General features: G+C 74.6%; 16 protein-coding genes. 7 read left to right on the forward strand and 9 right to left on the reverse strand.

Features of this window, described 5'->3' with window-relative positions:
- Positions 1 to 96: 96 nt before the first annotated feature.
- On the reverse strand, positions 97 to 753 hold the full coding sequence (locus tag AB0442_RS05315; protein ID WP_366160733.1) for a class I SAM-dependent methyltransferase: 657 nt from the start codon (positions 751 to 753) through the stop codon (positions 97 to 99).
- Between the two features lie 62 nt (positions 754 to 815).
- Positions 816 to 1,280 (reverse strand): GNAT family N-acetyltransferase, encoded by a 465-nt coding sequence (locus AB0442_RS05320; RefSeq protein ID WP_366160735.1) that lies wholly within the window; start codon positions 1,278 to 1,280, stop codon positions 816 to 818.
- Between the two features lie 297 nt (positions 1,281 to 1,577).
- Here AB0442_RS05320 and AB0442_RS05325 point away from each other — a divergent pair, with 297 nt between their 5' ends.
- The 3 genes from AB0442_RS05325 (at position 1,578) to AB0442_RS05335 (ending at position 6,529) form a co-directional block, all read left to right on the forward strand.
- Positions 1,578 to 3,752 (forward strand): ATP-dependent RecD-like DNA helicase, encoded by a 2,175-nt coding sequence (locus AB0442_RS05325; RefSeq protein WP_366160896.1) that lies wholly within the window; start codon positions 1,578 to 1,580, stop codon positions 3,750 to 3,752.
- Positions 3,753 to 3,976: 224 nt separating this feature from the next.
- A complete protein-coding gene (locus AB0442_RS05330) occupies positions 3,977 to 5,266 on the forward strand; it encodes a citrate synthase (protein WP_363550306.1) in 1,290 nt (429 codons plus the stop codon).
- A 543-nt stretch (positions 5,267 to 5,809) separates the two neighbouring features.
- Positions 5,810 to 6,529, forward strand: a complete 720-nt coding sequence (locus AB0442_RS05335) for an SDR family oxidoreductase (RefSeq protein ID WP_366160736.1) — start codon at positions 5,810 to 5,812, stop codon at positions 6,527 to 6,529.
- 117 nt (positions 6,530 to 6,646) lie between these two features.
- Here the strand turns inward: AB0442_RS05335 and AB0442_RS05340 are convergent, their stop codons facing one another.
- Together AB0442_RS05340 and AB0442_RS05345 are read right to left on the reverse strand one after the other, a co-directional pair.
- Positions 6,647 to 8,929 (reverse strand): heavy metal translocating P-type ATPase, encoded by a 2,283-nt coding sequence (locus tag AB0442_RS05340; RefSeq protein WP_366160737.1) that lies wholly within the window; start codon positions 8,927 to 8,929, stop codon positions 6,647 to 6,649.
- Positions 8,930 to 8,989: 60 nt separating this feature from the next.
- Complete coding sequence (locus AB0442_RS05345; protein ID WP_030266153.1) at positions 8,990 to 9,208, reverse strand: cation transporter; 219 nt, start codon at positions 9,206 to 9,208, stop codon at positions 8,990 to 8,992.
- A gap of 246 nt (positions 9,209 to 9,454) precedes the next feature.
- Here AB0442_RS05345 and AB0442_RS05350 point away from each other — a divergent pair, with 246 nt between their 5' ends.
- Positions 9,455 to 10,642 carry a PP2C family protein-serine/threonine phosphatase gene (locus AB0442_RS05350; protein ID WP_366160739.1) on the forward strand — a complete coding sequence of 396 codons (1,188 nt, stop codon included), beginning with the start codon at positions 9,455 to 9,457 and terminating at the stop codon, positions 10,640 to 10,642.
- Positions 10,643 to 10,869: 227 nt separating this feature from the next.
- On the opposite strand, the gene dhaL is transcribed toward AB0442_RS05350, so the two are convergent.
- Together dhaL and dhaK are read right to left on the reverse strand one after the other, a co-directional pair.
- Positions 10,870 to 11,508 (reverse strand): dihydroxyacetone kinase subunit DhaL, encoded by a 639-nt coding sequence (gene dhaL / locus AB0442_RS05355; RefSeq protein ID WP_366160741.1) that lies wholly within the window; start codon positions 11,506 to 11,508, stop codon positions 10,870 to 10,872.
- 36 nt (positions 11,509 to 11,544) lie between these two features.
- Positions 11,545 to 12,540 carry a dihydroxyacetone kinase subunit DhaK gene (gene dhaK / locus AB0442_RS05360; RefSeq protein ID WP_363544783.1) on the reverse strand — a complete coding sequence of 332 codons (996 nt, stop codon included), beginning with the start codon at positions 12,538 to 12,540 and terminating at the stop codon, positions 11,545 to 11,547.
- Between the two features lie 135 nt (positions 12,541 to 12,675).
- Here dhaK and dhaM point away from each other — a divergent pair, with 135 nt between their 5' ends.
- Positions 12,676 to 13,062 carry a dihydroxyacetone kinase phosphoryl donor subunit DhaM gene (gene dhaM, locus AB0442_RS05365; RefSeq protein WP_366160743.1) on the forward strand — a complete coding sequence of 129 codons (387 nt, stop codon included), beginning with the start codon at positions 12,676 to 12,678 and terminating at the stop codon, positions 13,060 to 13,062.
- Positions 13,063 to 13,075: 13 nt separating this feature from the next.
- Here the strand turns inward: dhaM and AB0442_RS05370 are convergent, their stop codons facing one another.
- Positions 13,076 to 14,767, reverse strand: coding sequence for a bifunctional 3'-5' exonuclease/DNA polymerase (locus AB0442_RS05370; RefSeq protein WP_366160745.1), 1,692 nt, complete (start codon positions 14,765 to 14,767; stop codon positions 13,076 to 13,078).
- A gap of 216 nt (positions 14,768 to 14,983) precedes the next feature.
- Here AB0442_RS05370 and AB0442_RS05375 point away from each other — a divergent pair, with 216 nt between their 5' ends.
- On the forward strand, positions 14,984 to 17,008 hold the full coding sequence (locus AB0442_RS05375) for a M3 family metallopeptidase (protein ID WP_366160747.1): 2,025 nt from the start codon (positions 14,984 to 14,986) through the stop codon (positions 17,006 to 17,008).
- 45 nt (positions 17,009 to 17,053) lie between these two features.
- Here AB0442_RS05375 and AB0442_RS05380 read toward each other — a convergent pair whose 3' ends face one another.
- Complete coding sequence (locus AB0442_RS05380) at positions 17,054 to 18,502, reverse strand: cellulase family glycosylhydrolase (protein WP_366160748.1); 1,449 nt, start codon at positions 18,500 to 18,502, stop codon at positions 17,054 to 17,056.
- A gap of 85 nt (positions 18,503 to 18,587) precedes the next feature.
- Entirely contained in the window at positions 18,588 to 19,253 is a 666-nt protein-coding gene (locus AB0442_RS05385; RefSeq protein WP_366160750.1) for a TetR/AcrR family transcriptional regulator, read from the reverse strand.
- Between the two features lie 140 nt (positions 19,254 to 19,393).
- Between AB0442_RS05385 and AB0442_RS05390 the strand changes: the two genes are divergently transcribed.
- Complete coding sequence (locus AB0442_RS05390) at positions 19,394 to 20,626, forward strand: acyl-CoA dehydrogenase family protein (protein ID WP_363544765.1); 1,233 nt, start codon at positions 19,394 to 19,396, stop codon at positions 20,624 to 20,626.
- The last annotated feature ends 20 nt before the right edge of the window (positions 20,627 to 20,646 follow it).

Consider the following 20,646-nt stretch of genomic DNA (forward strand, 5'->3'; position numbering starts at 1 on the left):
GCAGGGGGGACCCTGTGGGAGAGTAGGACGCCGCCGAACAATTCTTGAGAGAAGCCCCGCCCGGGGACACCGGGCGGGGCTTCTCGCATTTCCGGATCAGATCCGCGCGACCAGGGCGTACCGCTCGTCGGAGACCGGCCCGCCCCAGAGGGTCGCGTCCTGGCTGAGCGGCGTCACCGTCAGTTCGGTGACGTGCGGGCGCAGTGCGTCGGCGAGGTCCCGGGCGCGGACGCCGCCGGCCCAGGGCAGCGGGTGGGCTCCGGGTTCGTACGGGGAGGCGGTGTCGCCCGCCTCGCGCCAGCGGCCCTCGACGAGCACCAGGGTGCCGCCCGGGCGCAGCAGGGTCACCCAGTGCCGCAGGGTGGCCGGCGGGTCGGCGAGGGTCCATGCCAGGTGGCGGCAGAGCAGGGCGTCGTAGCCGCCGGAGCGGGCGGGCGGGGTGTCGGCGTTGCCGACGTGGAAGGCGGCCTCCAGGCCCGTGGCGGCCAGTTTGGCGCGGGCCCGGGCGATCATGCCGGGGGCGAGGTCGATGCCGGTGACGTGGTGGCCCTGGTGGGCGAGCAGGAGGGAGAGCGAGCCGGTGCCGCAGCCGAGGTCGAGGACGTGGGCCGGCGGGTCGGGGAGCCATCCGTGCAGGCGGGAGGCCCAGGCGGCACGGACGGCGGGGTCGTGCAGGCCGTGGTCGGGCTCGTCGTCGAAGGTGTCGGCTGCTGCGTCCCAGTAGGCCGCGATCGGGGCGTGGGGGTCGGTCATCGGTCGAGTCTGCCAGGGGGGTACGACAGTCGCGGCCGACGGATCCGGGTGCCGTGCGGTGTCTACTCCTGTGCCGGCAGGGCGAGTTTGAAGCCGAGGTGGGAGGCGGTGAAGCCGAGGCGTTCGTAGAAGCGGTGGGCGTCGGTGCGGGTGGCGTCGGAGGTGAGTTGGACGAGGGAGGCGCCGAGTTCGCGGGACCGCTCGACGGCCCACTCGATCAGGGTGGTGCCGAGGCCGCTGCCGCGTTCGCCGGAGTGGATCCGGACGCCTTCGACGATCGTCCGGGTGGCTCCGCGGCGGGAGAGGCCGGGGACGACGGTGAGCTGCAGCGTGCCGACGGTGCGGCCGTCCCGTTCGGCGACGACCAGGTGCTGGTGGGGGTCGGCGGCGATCCGGGCGAGGGCGGCGCGGTACGGCGTGAGGTCGTCGGGGGACTCGCGGCCGGCGCCGAGCGGGTCGTCGGCCAGCATGGCGACGACGGCGGGCAGGTCGGCCTCGGTCGCGGGCCGGATGACGAGGTCGCTCATGGACCGACCCTACGCCGGTCCGACGGGGCGTCACCCGGCGGGGTGGTGCGGGGTCGCGCGGGTGGCCGTGAAGCGCCCCGGGAGCGGTGTTCTCCCCGGTGAGGGGCCCGGCTGTCCGCAGCGGGAGGTACCGTGCGTGGCACAACGGTCGCCGGCGTCGGGTGTGAGCAGGACTGGGAGGGCCTCGTGACCACGGAGCAGCAGCGCACGGGGCAGCAGCGCACGGGGCAGCCCGGCGCCGCGGGACAGGGCGCGGCGCAGCAGGGTGCCCCGCGGCAGCTCGCCCAGGTCGAGGGCGTGCTGGAGCGGATCACGTACGCGAACGAGGAGACCGGCTACACGGTGGCCAGGGTGGACACCGGGCGCGGCGGGAACGACCTGCTGACGGTGGTGGGGGCGCTGCTGGGGGCGCAGCCGGGCGAGTCGCTGCGGATGTTCGGGCGGTGGGGGTCGCATCCGCAGTACGGGCGGCAGTTCACGGTGGAGAACTACACGACGGTGCTGCCGGCGACGGTGCAGGGCATCCGGCGGTACCTGGGATCCGGGTTGATCAAGGGGATCGGGCCGCGGTTCGCGGAGCGGATCGTGGACGCCTTCGGGGTGGACACGCTGGAGGTCATCGAGAACGAGCCGGGCCGGCTGATCGAGGTGCCGGGGCTGGGCCCGAAGCGGACGAAGATGATCGCGGCGGCGTGGGAGGAGCAGAAGGCCATCAAGGAGGTGATGGTCTTCCTGCAGGGGGTCGGGGTGTCGACGTCGCTGGCGGTGCGGATCTTCAAGAAGTACGGCGACTCCTCGATCGGGGTGGTGAAGAACGAGCCGTACCGGCTGGCGGCGGACGTGTGGGGGATCGGCTTCCTGACGGCGGACCGGATCGCGCAGGCGGTGGGGATCCCGCACGACTCTCCGGAGCGGGTGAAGGCGGGGCTGCAGTACGCGCTGTCGCAGAGCAGCGACCAGGGGCACTGCTACCTGCCGGAGGAGCGGCTGATCGCGGACGGGGTGAAGCTGCTGCAGGTGGACGTGGGGTTGGTGATCGACTGCCTGTCCGAGCTGGTGGCGGAGGAGGGCGTCGTCCGGGAGCGGGTGCCGGGGGAGGGCGGGGAGCCGATCACGGCGGTCTACCTGGTGCCGTTCCACCGGGCGGAGGTGTCGCTGTCGAACCAGTTGCTGCGGCTGCTGAACGCGGAGGGCGACCGGCTGCCGGGCTTCGCGGGGGTGGACTGGGAGGCGGCGCTCGGCTGGCTGGCGCGTCGGACGGGGGCCGAACTGGCGCCGGAGCAGCGGGAGTCGGTGAAGTTGGCGCTGACCCGGAAGGTGGCGGTGCTGACCGGTGGTCCGGGCTGCGGGAAGTCGTTCACGGTGCGGTCGGTGGTGGAGCTGGCGCTGGCGAAGCGGGCGAAGGTGGTGCTGGCGGCGCCGACCGGGCGGGCGGCGAAGCGGTTGGCGGAGCTGACGGGGGCGGAGGCGTCGACGGTGCACCGGCTGCTGGAACTGCGGCCGGGAGGGGAGGCGGCGTACGACCGGGACCGGCCGCTGGACGCGGACCTGGTGGTGGTCGACGAGGCGTCGATGCTGGACCTGATCCTGGCGAACAAGCTGGTGAAGGCGGTGGCACCGGGGGCGCACCTGCTGTTCGTGGGGGACGTGGACCAGCTGCCGTCGGTGGGGGCCGGCGAGGTGCTGCGGGACATGCTGTCGGAGGGCAGTCCGATCCCGTCGGTGCGGTTGACGCGGATCTTCCGGCAGGCGCAGCAGTCGGGGGTGGTGACGAACGCGCACCGGATCAACGAGGGGCTGCCGCCGGTGACGGAGGGGCTGCCGGACTTCTTCCTGTTCGCGGAGGAGGACGCGGAGCGGGCGGCGGGGCTGACGGTGGACGTGGTGGCGCGGCGGATCCCGCAGCGGTTCGGCCTGGATCCGCGGCGGGACGTGCAGGTGCTGGCGCCGATGCACCGTGGTCCGGCGGGGGCGGGGAACCTGAACACGCTGTTGCAGGGGGCGGTGACGCCGGCCCGGGAGGGGCTGGCGGAGCGGCGGTTCGGCGGGCGGACGTTCCGGGTGGGGGACAAGGTGACGCAGATCCGGAACAACTACGAGAAGGGGGCGAACGGCGTCTTCAACGGCACGGTGGGGGTGGTCGTCTCACTGAGCGTGGAGGAGCAGCGGCTGACGGTGCGCACCGACGAGGACGAGGAGGTGCCGTACGACTTCGACGAGTTGGACGAGCTGGCGCACGCGTACGCGGTGACGATCCACCGGTCGCAGGGGAGCGAGTATCCGGCGGTGGTGATTCCGGTCACTACATCGGCATGGTCGATGCTCCAGCGAAATCTTCTCTACACGGCTGTGACGAGGGCGAAGAGACTGGTTGTACTGGTGGGGTCACGGAGGGCGATCGGGCAGGCGGTGAGGGCCGTCAGTGCAGGTCGCCGGCACTCCGCGCTTGATCATCGGCTGACGATTGGATGATCCGCCGGGGGTGCGGTACGGTCCCGGGTTGTCTTGACGTGAAGAGATTTAGGGCGGAACCTGGTCTGGTGCCGATCTTGTCCGGTTCACACCGGCTTCGGCGACAGGTTTTGTATGGCGGGCCCCTTTTCGGCCCACCCCGGGTGCGCGGCTGTCCTCCGGATGGGGGATCGTAGGAACGTCAGGGCACTCGGATGAGGATTCATTTCGTCGGTGAGGAAGACGTGAGCGACAACTCGGTAGTACTGCGGTACCAGGACGGCGAGTACGAGTACCCCGTCGTCGAGAGCACTGCGGGCAACGCCGGCTTCGACATCTCGAAGCTGCTCCCGCAGACCGGCCTGGTCACCCTGGACAACGGCTTCGGCAACACCGCCGCCTACAAGTCCGCGATCACCTTCGTGGACGGCGACAACGGCATCCTGCGCTACCGCGGCTACCCGATCGAGCAGCTCGCCGAGCGCGGCAACTTCATCGAGACCGCGTACCTGCTGATCAACGGTGAGCTGCCGAAGGCCGAGGAGCTGACGGCCTTCAGCGACGAGATCACCCAGCACACCCTGCTGCACGAGGACGTCAAGCGCTTCTACCAGGGCTTCCCGCGGGACGCCCACCCGATGGCGATGCTGTCCTCGGTGGTCGGCGCCCTCTCGACGTTCTACCCGCAGAGCCACAACCCGTTCGACGCGGACCAGCGCCACATGTCGACGGTGCGCCTGATGGCCAAGCTGCCGACGATCGCGGCCTACGCCTACAAGAAGGCGATGGGCCAGCCCTTCGTCTACCCGCGCAACGACCTGAGCTACGTCGAGAACTTCCTGCGGATGACGTTCGCCGTCCCCGCCGAGGACTTCGAGATCAACCCGGTCATCGTCAACGCCCTCGACAAGCTGCTGATCCTGCACGCGGACCACGAGCAGAACTGCTCGACGTCCACCGTGCGCCTGGTCGGCTCCAGCCACGCCAACCTGTTCGCCTCGATCTCGGCGGGCATCTCGGCGCTGTGGGGCCCGCTGCACGGCGGTGCGAACCAGGCCGTCCTGGAGATGCTCGAGCAGATCCAGAAGGACGGCGGCGACGTCGACGCCTTCATCCGCAAGGTGAAGAACCGCGAGGACGGCGTCAAGCTGATGGGCTTCGGCCACCGCGTGTACAAGGCGTTCGACCCGCGTGCCGCGCAGGTCAAGCTCCTGGCGCACGAGGTGCTCGGCCAGCTCGGCAAGAGCGACGAGCTGCTCGACATCGCGCTGAAGCTGGAGGAGCACGCGCTCAGCGACGACTTCTTCGTCTCGCGCAAGCTGTACCCGAACGTGGACTTCTACACGGGCCTGATCTACCGCGCCATGGGTTTCCCGACCAGCATGTTCACCGTGCTGTTCGCGCTGGGCCGGCTGCCCGGCTGGATCGCCCACTGGCACGAGATGATCAACGACCCGACCAGCCGCATCGGCCGTCCGCGGCAGATCTACACCGGCACCGCGATCCGCGACTACGTGGACCTCGGCGACCGCTGACCCGGTCCGTGCGAAGGGCCCGGCCGCTCCCCTCGGGGCGGCCGGGCCCTTCGGCGTTCCGTCGGGCCCCGGGGCCGCCGGGAAAGACCCGGCGCACGGCACCCGGGTGCGACCGTGCCAGGAACGGCCGCTCAAAGCGTCCCTGACCTTCGCACCCCGGCGCCGTGCGCTGTGCCACCGAACTCGTCGGCGGCGGTACCGGGGCCCGCCGGAGCCCCGTTCGCGGCAGCGCGACCGGTGCGGAGGCGTGAAGCCGTTCGCCACACCGCCGCCGGCCGGAGACAACTGCCGCAGTACACACGGTATGACGTATCCGGGGTCCGGGAGTTACGTTCCCGGAGTGTGACTTGCCTCTCTCCACGCTCCGTGTGCGCGCGGTGCCGGAGCGAGCCGAGCGGTCCGTCCCCTTATCACACGCTTTCCGGCGCGCTGCGTCACCCTCCCCGCAGTCTTCGCAACCCAGCGTGATAGGAATCGACCCATTCCGGTACGGACCGTCCGCACGTGTCTGCGGCGGCGTCGGAGCAGGGAGGGAGAGCGCGGATGACCAGGAACGTCGTCGTCACCGGTGGTGGCACCGGCATCGGGTACGAGGTGGCCCGCCGCTTCGCCGAGGCGGGGGAGCGCGTGGTGATCGTCGGGCGCCGGCGCGCGGTCCTGGAACGGGCGGCCGCCGAGCTCGGCGAGAACGTCTCCCCCCTGGTCTGCGACCTCGCCGACCCGGACGCGGTCGAGCACGCCCTGGACTCCCTGCCGGCGACCGTGGACGTCCTGGTCAACAACGCGGGCAGCCGGGAGACCGTGATCGGCGCCGGCCCGCACGCCGTACTGGCGCGCTGGCGTGGCGACTTCGAGCGCAACGTGCTCACGGTGGTGCTGCTCACCGAGTCGATCCGGGAGCGGCTCACGCCGGGTTCCGGCCGGGTGGTGACGGTCAGTTCCATCGCGGCGCTGCGCGGCGCCGGCTCGTACGGGGCGGCGAAGGCCTCGCTGCACGCCTGGAACAACTTCCTGGCCGCCCAGTTGGGCCCGTCCGGGATCACCGCGAACATCGTCGCCCCGGGCACCGTCTCCGGCACCGAGTTCTTCGGCCCGCGGCTGGACGAGGCGGAGGTCTCGCGCCGCGCGGCGCGCACCCTGCTGGGGCGGATCGGCGAGCCGTTCGAGGTCGCCGCGGCGGTCCACTTCCTGGCCTCGCCGGAGGCCGGGTTCATCACCGGCGAGATCCTGCACTGCAACGGCGGCGAGCTGCTCGGCCGCTGAGCACCACGGCGACGGCCCCGGGCGGAGATCCGCCCGGGGCCGTCGGCCTGGGCCCTCTCTTTCGGATCACGCCGGGCGTCCGCGGTGATCCGAAAGAGAGGGCCTTGTGCGGACGCCTCAGGAGGAGGCGTCGAAGCGGCGCAGCCGCAGGCTGTTGGTGACCACGAAGACCGAGGAGAAGGCCATGGTGGCGCCGGCGACGACCGGGTTGAGCAGCCCGGCCGCGGCGAGCGGGATCGCCGCGACGTTGTAGGCGAAGGCCCAGAACAGGTTGCCCTTGATGGTGCCGAGGGTGCGGCGGGCGAGCCGGATGGCGTCGCCGGCGGTGCGCAGGTCGCCACGGACGAGGGTGAGGTCGCCGGCCTCGATCGCGGCGTCCGTCCCGGTGCCCATGGCGAGGCCGAGGTCGGCCTGGGCGAGCGCCGCGGCGTCGTTCACGCCGTCGCCGACCATGGCGACCGAGCGGCCCTCGGCCTGCAGCCGCTTCACCGCGGCGACCTTGTCCTCGGGGAGCACCTCGGCGAGGACGTCCTCGGCGGGGATGCCGACCTCGGCCGCGACGGCCTCGGCGACGGCCCGGTTGTCGCCGGTGAGCAGCACCGGGCGCAGGCCGAGCGCACGGAGGTCGGCGACGGCGGCGGCGCTGGTCGGCTTCACCGTGTCGGCGATCTCCAGGACGGCCCGGGCGGAGCCGTCCCAGCCGACCACGACGGCGGTGCGGCCGGCCCGCTCGGCGGCGACGCGGGCGGCGGCCAGCTCTGCCGGCACCGGCAGCGAGCGGGCGGTCAGCAGGGCCTCGCGGCCGGCGACCACGGTGCGGCCCTCGACGGTGCCCTGGACGCCGAGACCGGGGACGTTGGCGAAGGCGTCGACCGGCGGCAGCTGGCCGGTGCGCTCGGCCGCGGCGGCGGCGATCGCGGCGGCGACCGGGTGCTCGGAGGCGTGCTCGACGGCGCCGGCCAGGCGCAGCGCCTGCCGCTCGTCGGTGCCGTCGGCGGTGTGCACGGCGACCAGGGACATCCGTCCGGTGGTGACGGTGCCGGTCTTGTCGAGGACGACGGTGTCGACCCGGCGGGTGGTCTCCAGCACCTCGGGGCCCTTGATGAGGATGCCGAGCTGGGCGCCGCGGCCGGTGCCGACCATCAGCGCGGTCGGGGTGGCCAGGCCCAGCGCGCACGGGCAGGCGATGATCAGCACGGCGACGGCGGCGGTGAACGCCGCGGTGGGGTCGGCGTCGGCCAGCAGCCAGGCGACCAGCGTGCCGAGGGCGATCAGGATGACGACCGGCACGAAGACGGCGGAGATCCGGTCGGCGAGGCGCTGGGCGGCGGCCTTGCCGTTCTGCGCCTCCTCCACCAGCCGGGCCATCCGGGCGAGCTGGGTGTCGGCGCCGACCCGGGTCGCCTCGACGACGAGGCGACCGCCGGCGTTGACGGTGGCGCCGGTGACGGTGTCGCCGACCGAGACCTCGACCGGGACGGACTCGCCGGTGAGCATGGAGGCGTCGACGGCGGAGGCGCCCTCGACGACGGTGCCGTCGGTGGCGATCTTCTCGCCGGGGCGGACGACGAACCGCATGCCGGGGACCAGCCGGGCGACCGGGACGCGCTGCTCGCGGCCGTCGCGCAGCACGGCGACGTCCTTGGCGCCGAGGTCCAGCAGGGCGTGCAGGGCGGCGCCGGCCCGCCGCTTGGACCTCGCCTCCAGCCAGCGGCCGAGCAGGATCAGGGTGGTGACCGCGGCGGCGGTCTCCAGGTAGAGCGTGGAGGAGGCGTCGCCGGTGCCGACCGCGAGGGTGAAGGCGTGCCGCATGCCCGGCATCCCGGCGTCGCCGAGGAACAGGGCCCACACCGACCAGCCGAACGCGGCCAGGGTGCCGAGCGAGACCAGGGTGTCCATGGTCGCGGCGCCGTGCCGGAGGTTGGTCCAGGCGGCGCGGTGGAAGGGCAGACCGCCGTACACGACGACCGGGCCGGTGAGGGCGAAGGCCAGCCACTGCCAGTCGTCGAACTGCAGGGCGGGGACCATCGACAGCAGCACCACCGGCACCGTCAGCACGGCGCTGACCAGCAGCCGCTCGCGCAGCGGGTCCGGCTCCCGGGCGGCGTCCGCCGGGGAGCCGGCGGCCGGTTCGGCGGCGGGCTCCGGGGCGGGCGGCGGCGGGAGCTCCGCGGTGTAGCCGGTGCGTTCGACGGTGGCGATCAGGTCGTCGACGGTGACGCCGTCGGTGAAGTCCACCCGGGCCTTCTCCGTGGCGAAGTTGACGGTGGCCTCGACGCCGTCCATCCGGTTGAGCTTCTTCTCGATCCGGGCGGCGCAGGAGGCGCAGGTCATTCCGCCGATCGACAGCTCGACGCGCTGCTGGGCGGTGTCCCCGGTGGCGTGCATGGTCGTGCTCATCTCATCTCCTCGGACGAGCGTACCGGGGGCGCGGGCTCGGGCCGCGCCCCCGCGGCGGTCTCAGGCGGTGCGGCCGACGAGCTCGTAGCCGGCCTCGTCCACGGCGGCGCGGACCTGCTCGTCGTCGAGCGGCGCGGCGGAGGAGACGGTGACGGTGCCGGCCTTGGCGTCGGCGGCGACCTCGGTGACACCGGCGATGCCGGACACCTCGGCGGTCACCGACTTCTCGCAGTGGCCGCAGCTCATGCCGGCGACGGTGTAGGTGACGGTGCTGGACATCGGTGCCTCCGGGCGGTGTCGGGGCGCGGCCTTCTGCCGTGCGCCTGCCTCTGCCAACACCATACCCCCAGGGGGTATTCCAGGACCGGCGGGTCGGCTGTGGCGTGGATCTCGGAACGTACACCGCTGCGGCGGGCGCGGGCCGTGCTGGCGCGCTCCGCGCATCCGGCGTGCGCGCGGGTGTCACCCCGTCGGCGGGCGGCCGTGGACGGCGCGATGCGGCCTCGCGTCCGATATGTTCGGTATGTGTTCCGGAGCAGCCGAGTCCAGCGCGCCGCCGTGCGCGACGCCACCGGGCTGGCCCCGGCCCGCCGCAAGTCCGCCCTGCTGGCCACCGACCTCCAGGACCTCTCCTTCCGCCGCCGCGCCACCCCGGCGCTGCTCGCCGTCCTCGCCATCTCGCTGGTCGACTTCTTCACCGGCCAGGACCGCTACCTCGCCCCGCTGATGGTCGTCGTCCCGCCCGTCTCCGCACTGCTGCTCACCCCCGTCGAGCTCCTGCTGGTCTGCGGTGTCGGCTTCCTCTCGCTGCTCTGGCTCAGCAACTACGACCAGGTCGCCAACTTCCACGACGGCCGCTTCCTGATCGGCGCCATGGTCAGCTACGTCGCGCTCACCGCGATCAGCGCGTACATCGCCGAACTGCGCATGCGCCGGGCCGCCGCCTTCGCCGCCGTCAGCTCCGTCGCCGAGGCCGCCCAGCGCGCCCTGCTGCGCCGCCCCGGACCCAAGGTCGGACCGCTGCGCCTCGCCGTGCGCTACGTCTCGGCCGCGGACGAGGCCAGGATCGGCGGCGACCTCTACTCCGCCCTGGACACCCCGCACGGCACCCGGCTGCTGGTCGGCGACGTCCGCGGCAAGGGCCTGGGCGCGGTGCAGACCGCCGCGGTGGTGCTCGGCGCCTTCCGCGAGGCCGCCTACGACGAGGAGAAGCTCAACCGGGTCGCGGCCCGGATCGAGGCCAGCGTCGAGCGGCACGTGCCCGACGGGGAGTTCACCACCGCCCTGTTCGCCGAGTTCGGCGCGCCCGGGACGGTCGAGCTGCTGCACTTCGGCCACGTCCCGCCGATCCGGGTCGCCGCGGACGGCACCGTCGCCGTGCTGGAGGCCGCCGACCCGTGGGTGCCGCTCGGCCTCGGCCCGCTCGCCACCGGCGAACCCACCGCCGTCCGGCAGCCCTTCGGGCCCGAGGACGTGCTGGTGCTCTGCACCGACGGCGTGGTCGAGGCCCGCCACCACCGCACCGGCGAGTTCTACCCGCTGGCCGAACGGGTCGGACCGCTGGTCCGCGGCACCGCCCGCTCCGCCGCCGAACTGGAGTCCGCGGTCGGCCGGGTCTACGCCGACCTGCTGGTGCACACCGGCGGCGCGCTCGGCGACGACGCCCTGCTGATGCTGGTCAGCCGCCCCGGCGACCACCCGCAGCACCCGTAGCACGGGCACTAGGGAGTGTCTTCAAGGCGTACGGGGTGCACTCCCAGGGGGCGTGGGACACCTCTCGGCCGAAGGCCGGGGAGAACTGCGCGATTCGGATGCGGGCCACCGTGGGGACCTGGGCCGAGCCGGATCTGTCAGGGGCGCCGCTCCCGGACTGCGCAGTTCCCCGCGCCCCCGGGGGTGCACCCCGTACGCCTTGAAGGCAGGTCCCAGGGAGGGCCCCGTCACGGCTCCCGGCAGGCCTCGGCCAGTGCGGTGAACAGCAGGGCCGTCGACGCCGCCCCCGGGTCGAGGTGGCCCGCGCTGCGCGGCCCCAGGTACGAGGCACGGCCCTTGCGCGCCACCAGCGGCACCGTCGCCCGCGCCCCCTGCTCCGCCGCGGCGGCGGCCGCCCCCGAAGCCGCCGTCAGCCCCTGCTCCGCCGTCTCCGCGAACGCCGCGGCGGCCGGCGTCCACGCATCGACCATCGTCTTGTCGCCGGGCCGTGCCCCGCCGAGCGCCTGCACCGCGCCGAGTGCCTCGGCCAGCGCCGCCGCGAGCTCGCCCGGCCCGGCCGTCGCCCCCGGCAGCGCGCGACCGGCCGCGCGCAGCGCACTGCCGTAGAGCGGTCCCGAGGCGCCGCCGACGGTCGAGATCAGGGTGCGGCCGGCCGCGGTCAGCAGCGCGCCGGGGGAGCGGTCGGCCCCCTCGGCGCCCCGGGCGTCCAGGCCGGCGAGGACGGCGGTGAAACCGCGGCGCAGGTTGCTGCCGTGGTCGCCGTCGCCGATCGCGGTGTCCAGGGCGGTGAGTTCGGCCTCCTGCGCGGTGACGGCGGCGGCCGCGGCGCGCAGCCACGCCTCGGTGCGGGCGCTGTCCAGCTCCATGCGGGGCTCCTACCGGTCTGCCGGGCGCGGGTCGGGTCAGGACCAGGTCAGGGCAGGGGTCGCGACCGGCGCGTCCCAGAGCCGCAGCAGTTCGGCGTCGGCCCGGGTGAGGGTCAGCGAGAAGCCGGCCATGTCGAGGCTGGTGACGTAGTTGCCGACCAGGCCGCGGGCGATCCGCACCTCGGCGTCCGCGAGCCGGGCCGCGACCTCGCCGAAGACCACGTACAGCTCCAGCAGCGGCGTCGCGCCCATGCCGTTGACCAGGGCGATCACCTCGTCGCCCGGCGCGAGCCCGTGGTCGGCCAGGACGGTGTCGACCACCTCGGCGGCCAGCTCCCGGGCCGGGCGCAGCGGCTCGCGCCGGCGTCCCGGCTCGCCGTGGATGCCCACACCGGCCTCGATCTCGTCCTCGGGCAGGTCGAAGCCGGGCCGTCCCACGGCCGGCACGGTGGCAGCGGTCAGCGCGACCGCGTACGAGCGGGAGGCGGCGTTCACCCGGCGGCCGAGCGCGGCGACCTCGGCGAGCGGTGCGCCGAGTTCGGCGAGCGCCCCGGCGGCCTTCTCCACCACCAGGGTCGCGCCGGTGCCGCGGCGGCCCGCGGTGAAGGTGGAGTCCTGCACGGCCACGTCGTCGTCGACCAGGACGGTCGCCACCTCGATGTCCTCCTCGGCGGCGAGCTCGGCGGCCAGCGCGAAGTTCATCACGTCGCCGGTGTAGTTCTTCACCACGAACAGCACCCCGCCGCCGGTGTCGACGGCCCGCGCGGCGGCCAGCATCTGGTCGGGGACGGGCGAGGTGAAGACCTCGCCCGGGCACGCGGCGTCCAGCATGCCCGGGCCGACGAAGCCGACGTGCAGCGGCTCGTGGCCCGAGCCGCCGCCGGAGACCAGGGCCGCCTTGCCGGGCGCGCCCGGACGGGCCCGGCGCACCACCCGGGCCGCGGTGTCCACGGCCAGCTCGGGGTGGGCGGCGGCGAGCCCCGCGAGGGCGTCCGCCACGACCGTCTCCGGACTGTTGATCAGCTTCTTCACGCGGCACTCCCTCGGGCCCGGCTCTCCGCGCCCGACGTTACGCCCGGCACCCCCGGTCACCGGGCGCTGCGACACGCCGGAACGCCCCGGAGCGGCCCCGCCCCGGGGCCCCGGCACCGGGCTAGGGTGCGGGGCATGACCGCACCGGTGGGCGTCGTCCTGGTCTCGCACAGCCCCGCGCTCGCCGCCGGGCTGGCCGAACTGCTGGCCGAGCTCGGCGCCGGTGAGGTGCGGGTGGCGGTCGCCGCGGGCAGCGCCGACGGCGGGCTCGGCACCAGCGACGAGAAGATCGCCCGGGCGATCGACGAGGCCGACGGCGGTGGCGGGGTCGCCGTCCTCGCCGACCTGGGCAGCGCGGTGCTGACCGCCCGGCTGGTGCTCGCGGAGCGGCCCGGCGCGGTGCTGGTGGACGCGCCGTTCGTCGAGGGCGCCGTCGCCGCGGCGGTGACCGCCTCCACCGGCGCCCCGCTGGACGAGGTGGTGACCGCCGCCGAGGAGGCCCGCGGCCACCGCAAGCTCTGACCCCGCCCGGGCCCTACTTGGCGTCGGCGTAGCAGTCGACCACGGCGGTGCTCATCGGGAAGCGGACGGGGGTGTCGCCGAAGACCAGCAGCCGGGCCTCCTCGGCCGCGCCGGCGACCTCCTCGGCGACCCGGTCGGCGAGGTCGGCCGGGGTGTGCACCACCACCTCGTCGTGCTGGAAGAACACCAGGTGCGGCCGGTCCGCGCCGGAGGAGAGCGCGGCCAGCCGGCGGCGCAGCGCGGCGAGCAGGGCGAGCGCCCAGTCCGCGGCGCTGGCCTGGATCACGAAGTTGCGGGTGAAGCGGCCGCGGGCCCGCGCGGAACGGCCGCCGGCCTCGCCCGCGGTCTCGGGCGCCTCGGTGAGGTCCAGCCAGTCCGCGGACGGCGGCGGGCAGGTGCGGCCGAGGCGGGACCGGACGACGCCGCCGTCCTCGCCCGTCCGGGCGGCGGCCTCCACGTAGCCCATCGCGGCGGGGTAGCGGCGGCGCAGGGTGGCCAGCAGCGGGCCGATGTCGCCGCTGGTCTGCCCGTACATCGCGCCGAGCAGGCCGAGCTTGGCCTTGGACCGGTCACCGTGGAAGGCGGTCGCGGCGAGCGCCTCGTACAGGTCGCCCTGGGCGGCGGTGCGGGCGAGGCCGGCGTCCCCGGAGAGGGCGGCGAGGACGCGCGGTTCGAGCTGGGCGGCGTCGGCGACGACCAGGGACCAGCCGGGGTCGGCGACCACGGCGCGGCGCAGGATCCGAGGGATCTGCAGGGCGCCGCCGCCGCGGGTCGCCCAGCGGCCGGAGACCACCCCGCCGACCACGTACTCGGGGCGGAACCGGCCGTTGCGGGCCCAGGCCGCCTGCCAGGCCCAGCCGTGCGCGGCGTGCAGCCGGGACAGCTCCTTGTAGCGGATCATCAGCTCGGCGGCCGGGTGGTCGACCCGGCGCAGCTCCCAGCTGCGGGTGGAGCCGAGCTGGATGCCCCGGTCGGCGAAGGCGCGCAGCACCTGGCCGTGCGAGTCGGGGTTGAAGGGGCGGCCGCCGAGGGAGCGCTGCAGCTCCGCGGCGAGTTCGGCCAGCCGGCGCGGCGGGGCGCCGGGGACCTGCGGGCGCGGGCCGAGCAGTTCGGTCAGCAGCCGGTCGTGCAGGTCGCTGCGCCAGGGCAGGCCGTCGCGGGCCATCTCGGCGGCGAGCAGGCCGCCGGCCGACTCGGCGGCGGCCAGCAGCCGGAACCGGTGGCGCTCGGCGGGGTCGGCGATCGCGGCGGTGCGGCGCAGCTGCTCGGCGTGGACGGCGACGACGGCCTCCAGCGCGTCGGTGCCGGGCGGCAGCTGCAGCCGGTCGGGGGCGAAGAGGCCGTCCTGGTCGTCCTCTGCGGCGCTCTCCGGCAGGTCGGCGGGGACGGGCAGCCCGCGCAGCCGGGCCCAGGCGGCGCCGAGCGAACGGGGCTCGCCGAAGCGGCCCTCCTGGCCGAGCAGCAGCGGCTCGGTGAGCCGCAGGTCGTGGCTGCGGGCGAGCCGGACGGGCAGCAGCGGCGCGTACGCGCCGTCGGTGGCGGCGAACACCCAGCGCGGCCGGTCGGCCACCTCGCGCTCCGCGACGGCGGCGGCGAGCGCGGGGACGTGCTCCGGCGGGCCGAGCGGGGTGCCGTCCTCGGCGAGCGGCCGCAGCCGGCCGCCGGGGCCGTGCTGGTCGGGGACCAGGGCGTACCGGGGGGCCATCGGCGGGCCTCCTTCCTCGCTCGTACTCGTCGTGCCGGTGTGCGACCGGGCCGGGGAGGCCCTCATGCCGACCGTAGCGCGCGGCACCGACAGGGCCCGACCGGCGCGGCGCTCCGGGGGGCCGGGAGCCGGGCCCGCGGCGAGGTTCCGCCAGCGGTCGGAAGCCGCCTCCGGAGGCCGTAGGCAGCGGTGGTGACAGCGCATAGGGTCGGCGAAATGAGCGACAACCCCTTCTTCGCGACCAGCACCCTGGTCCACGAGCTGCCGCCCTTCGCCGAGATCCGCGAGGAGCACTACCTGCCGGCCTTCGAACAGGGCATGGCGCTGCAGCTCGCCGAGATCGCCGGGATCGTGGCCGACCCGGAGCCGCCGACCTTCGACAACACGGTGGTGGCGCTGGAGCGTTCGGGTGCGATGCTGAAGCGGGTCGCCGCGGCCTTCGAGAACCAGGGGGACTCCGACACCAGCCCGGGGCTGCAGGAGCTGGACGCCGAGATCAGCCCGCGCCTCGCCCGGCACCGGGACGCCGTCCACCTCGACGCCGGGCTGTTCGCCCGGATCGACGCGCTGTACCGCCGCCGCTTCGAGCTCGGCCTCGACCCGGAGTCGCTGCGGCTGCTGGAGCGCCGGCACACCGCGTTCGTCCGGGCCGGTGCCGAGCTGCCCGCCGCCGACCAGCAGCGGCTGCGCGAGATCAACGCCGAACTGGCCGCCGCCGCCACCGCCTTCCGCCGCAACCTGATGGACGACACCCGGGCCAGGGCGATCGTGCTGGACGGGCCCGAGCAGCTCGCCGGGCTGTCCGCGGACGCGGTCGCCGCGGCCGCCGAGAACGGCCGGGCGCTCGGCCGGGACGGCTCGTACGTGCTCAGCCTGAAGAACTTCTCCAACCAGACCGAGCTCGCCCAGCTCACCGACCGGTCGCTGCGCGAGCGGCTGCTGGCGGCCTCGCTCGGCCGGGCGGCGGAGGCTAACGGGCCGCTGGCGATCCGGACGGCAGGGCTGCGCGCCGAGCGCGCCGCCCTGCTCGGCCACCCCAGCCATGCCGCGTACGTGGTGGCGGACGAGACCGCGGGCAGCGTCGCCGCCGTGGACGCGATGCTCGCCCGGCTGGCCGGCCCGGCGGTGGCCAACGCCGAGCGGGAGGCCGCCGAACTGCTCGCCGCCGCCCGCGCGGACGGCCTCACCTCGATCGCGGCGCACGACTGGGCGTACTACGCGGAGCGGGTGCGGCAGTCCGCGTACCAGGTGGACGCGGCGGAGCTGCGCCCGTACCTGGAGCTCGAACGGGTGCTGCACGACGGCGTGTTCTTCGCGGCGCAGCTGGTCTACGGGGTGGTGCTGCAGGAGCGGCCGGAGCTGGTGGCGTACCACCCGGACGCCCGGGTCTTCGAGGTGTTCGACGGGGACGGCGGCTCGCTCGGCCTGTTCATCGGCGACTTCTTCGCCCGCGACTCCAAGCGCGGCGGCGCCTGGATGAACGAACTGGTCCAGCAGTCCCACCTGTTGGGCAAGCGCCCGGTGGTGGTGAACAACCTGAACATCGCCAAGCCGGCGCCCGGCGAGCCGGCGCTGCTCACCTGGGACGAGGTGCGCACGCTCTTCCACGAGTTCGGGCACGCGCTGCACGGGCTGTTCTCCGACGTCCGCTACCCGCTGTTCGCCGGCACCGAGGTGCCGCGGGACTTCGTGGAGTTCCCCTCGCAGGTCAACGAGATGTGGATGGTCCGGCCGGAGGTGCTGGCCAACTACGCCCGCCACCACGCCACCGGGGAGCCGCTGCCGGCGGAGCTGGTGGAGCGGATGGCGGCGGCGGAGTCCTTCGGGCAGGGCTTCCGCACCGTCGAGTACCTGGGCGCGGCCGTGATCGACTGGGCCTGGCACACCCTGCCGGCCGGCACCGAGGTCGCGGACGCCGAGGAGTTCGAGGCGCAGGCGCTCACCCGGGCCGGGCTCGCGGTGGCCGCGGTGCCGCCGCGCTACCGGACGGCGTACTTCAGCCACGTGTTCGCGGGTGAGTACAGCGCCGGGTACTACGCGTACATCTGGTCGGAGGTGCTGGACGCGGACACCGTCGAGTGGTTCGCCTCCAACGGCCTCGCTGCGCGGGAGAGCGGCGAGGTGTTCCGCCGCGAGCTGCTGGCCCGCGGCGGCAGCCGGCCCGCGCTGGACTGCTTCCGCGCGGTGGTCGGCCGCGACCCGGAGATCGGCCCGCTGCTGGCCCGCCGCGGCCTGGCCTGAGGCCGCCGCCGGACTCGCGGCGGCGGCCGGCCGGGCGTCCGGCGGTCAGGGTGTCAGCAGCACGGTGACCGGGGTGCCGGGCCGGGCGGCGGGGTACTCCAGCCGCACGGATCCGGCCCGGTCGCCCTGCGGCCGGCGGACCTCCACGCGGGCGCCGGGGGCCTGCACCCGGAAGCCCTGCGGGAAGGCGCCGGCGGGCACCACGACCGTGGTCGCCGCGCCGCGCCGCCCGGTGGTGAGGGTGAGGCGGTAGCGGCCGCCCTCGAAGGTCTCGGTGCCGGGCCGGCCGGCGAGGGCGGCGGCGTACGGGCCGAAGGCGGGGCCGTCGCCGGGGGCGGGGCGGCCGTCCGGGCCGAGGGCGCAGTACCCGCCGTCGCCGTGGCACCAGTACCACATCGTCCAGCCGGCGGCGAAGCCCGTCATGGCGGCGACCTGGCGTTCCACCAGGCGTGCGTTGCCGGGGGTGCGGGCGCTCGGCGGGCCCCACTCGCCGACCAGGACGGGCAGCCGGCCGGCCCGGGGGTAGCCGGTGACCGCCTCGGTGTAGCGCTCGACGAAGCCGCCGGCCGGGTCCCAATCGTGGCCGGCCTCCACGGCGGTGTCGTAGAAGTGCGGGGCGTAGCCGATCCGGGCCGCGCCCGGGCGGGGGTCGGTGAACTGCGGCAGCCGGGTCGGCACGCCCTGGCCGACCAGCACGGTCGGCTCGACGAACAGCCAGGCGCGGTCGTCGACCCGGCGCACCGCGGTGATCAGCCGCCGGTACATCCCGGCGAGCCGGCCCTGCTCAAGTTCGGCCGCGGCGGCGGCCAGCACGGCGGGGTCGGTCGGGTCGCCGTCGACCGGCCCGAACGGCTCGTTGAACAGGTCGTAGCCCAGCAGGGCCGGGTGGCCGCGCAGTTCACGGGCGACGGCGGTGTACAGCGAGGCCTGGGCACGGCGCAGGTCGGCGTCGTCGTAGAGGTGGCGGAAGGCGGCCTGCACGGCGGGTTGGAAGTAGCCGGCGAACCAGTCGTCCGGGTCGGGTTCGAAGGGCAGTCCGTCGTCCCGGGTCGCCCAGACCGGGACGCCGCGGTCGCCGCCGCCGAAGGCGGGCCCGTACACGTCCTGGTGGAAGTCGACCACGGCCAGCAGGCCGTGCCGGGCCGCGGCGTCCAGCAGCCGGTGGACGCGGGCGAGTTCGGCCCGGTCGTAGCGGCCGGGGGCGGGTTCGAGGCGGGTCCAGGAGACGGCGATCCGGACGAGGGTGAAGCCCCGGGCGGCGATGTCGGCCAGGTCGGCGGCGTCGGCCTCGGCGTACTTGTCGAGGTTGAAGCCGCGTAGCTGCAGGACGCGGCCGTCCCGGTCGGTGAAGAGCGTCCGCCCGTCGGGCGTGGTGGTGGTGCCGGCCGGTGTCCGGGTGGCGCCCGGGGCGGGTCCGGCGGCCGCGGGCGGTGCGGCGCCGAGCAGGACGGCGGCGGTCAGGAGCAGTGCCGCAGCGGTACGGAGGACGCGCACGGGCCACCTCGCACGGGGGAGTGGGTGTGAGCGCGATGATGCGCCGTCAGTTCCCGCCGCCGCAAGAGGTGAGCAGTGCTCAGGTTTACTCGGGGGCGGCCGGTTCGGCGGCGTCCTCGGGGCCGGGTGCGGGGGGCGCCACCACCGGCGGCAGGGCGGCGGCCGCGGCGAGCCGGCCCCAGAGCAGGTCGGCCAGCGCCTGCACCATCCGCGGCCGGGGGCAGGGCCGCTGGTCCAGCCACCAGTCCCCGGCCGCCAGCACCATCCCGGTGATCGCCCGGCCCCAGGCCTCGGAGAGCAGCGGGGTGTCGGCACCCAGGTCGACCTGGGTCTGCACGGCCCGGGTGATCTCCTCGGCGATCTGCTTCAGCGCCGGCGCCAGCGCGTTGCCCGCGCCGGTGGGGTCGCCCGGCTCGGGGTGGGTGAGCAGCCGGTACACCTGCGGGCGGGACTCGATCGCCGCCAGGTAGGTGTCGATGACGTGCTCGACCTGGTCGCGGCGCTCCAGCGGCTCGCTCAGCGCCGCGCGGACGGTCTCCAGCAGGCCCGCGGTGTGGCGCTCCGTCAGGGCGGCGATCAGGCCGTTCCGGTCGCCGAAGTGCCGGTAGAGGATCGGCTTGGTGATGCCCGCCTCGGCCGCGATGGCGTTCATGCTGGCGCCCGGTCCCTCGCGCTGGACGACCCGGTCGGCGGCGTTGAGCAGCTGCTCGCGACGGGGTTCGCCGGCCGGTGCTGCGGCGGGGGTCGACACGGTGCTGCGTCCTCCTCGGTCGGGCGTTGACATCGCTACCAATGAGTAGCAGACTCCCTCGATGTTACCCGAGGTAACACCCTGTTGCGGCGCCGCCGCCCCTCCTTCCCCCTGTGCACGCTGCTGCGGAGGCCTTCCCGATGAGCACCTTCTCCCTGGACCCCGGACCGGACCAGATCGCCGTCCGCGACTGGCTGCACGGCTTCGCCGCCGACGTGATCCGACCGGCGGCCGCCGAGTGGGACGAGCGCGAGGAGACCCCCTGGCCGATCATCCAGGAGGCCGCCAAGGTCGGCATCTACTCCCTGGACTTCTACGCCCAGCAGTACTTCGACCCCTCCGGCGTCGGCATCCCGATCGCCATGGAGGAGCTCTTCTGGGGCGACGCCGGCATCGGCCTGGCGATCGTCGGCACCACGCTCGCCGCCGTCGCCGTGCTCGCCAACGGCACCGACGAGCAGATCGGCACCTGGGCCCCGCAGATGTTCGGCACCCCCGACGACGTCAAGGTCGCCGCGTTCTGCTCCTCCGAGCCCGACGCCGGCTCCGACGTCTCCGCCCTGCGCACCCGCGCCGTCTACGACGAGGCCAAGGACGAGTGGGTGCTGAACGGCACCAAGACCTGGGCCACCAACGGCGGCATCGCCGACGTCCACGTCGTCGTCGCCACCGTCGACCCGGCCCTCGGCGCCCGCGGCCAGGCCTCCTTCGTCGTCCCGCCCGGCACCCCCGGCCTCTCCCAGGGCCAGAAGTTCAAGAAGCACGGCATCCGCGCCTCGCACACCGCCGAGGTCGTCGTCGACGGCGTCCGGGTGCCCGGCCACTGCCTGCTCGGCGGCAAGGAGAAGCTCGACGAGCGGCTCGCCCGGGCCCGCGAGCGCGCCGCCGGCGGCGCCGGTTCCGCCAAGGGCAAGAACGCCGCGATGGCCACCTTCGAGGCCTCCCGCCCCGCGGTCGGCGCCCAGGCCGTCGGCATCGCCCGGGCCGCCTACGAGGTCGCCCTCGACTACGCGAAGACCCGGGTGCAGTTCGGCCGTCCGATCATCGACAACCAGGGCGTCGCCTTCCAGCTCGCCGACATGAAGACCCGGATCGACGCCGCCCGGCTGCTGGTCTGGCGGGCCTCCTGGATGGCCGCCACCAACCAGCCCTTCCACAACGCCGAGGGCTCGATGTCCAAGCTCTACGCCGGTGAGACCGCGAAGTGGGTCACCTCGCAGGCCATGCAGATCCTGGGCGGCAACGGCTTCACCCGCGAGTACCCCGTCGAGCGGATGCACCGCGACAGCGCGATCTACACCGTCTTCGAGGGCACCAGCGAGATCCAGCGCCTGGTCATCTCCCGCGCCATCTCGGGGGTGCCGATCCGCTGACCCGGGCGGCGCCGGGCCCC

The sequence above is a fragment of the Kitasatospora sp. NPDC085895 genome, from assembly GCF_040702125.1.
Lineage (GTDB): Bacteria > Actinomycetota > Actinomycetes > Streptomycetales > Streptomycetaceae > Kitasatospora > Kitasatospora arboriphila.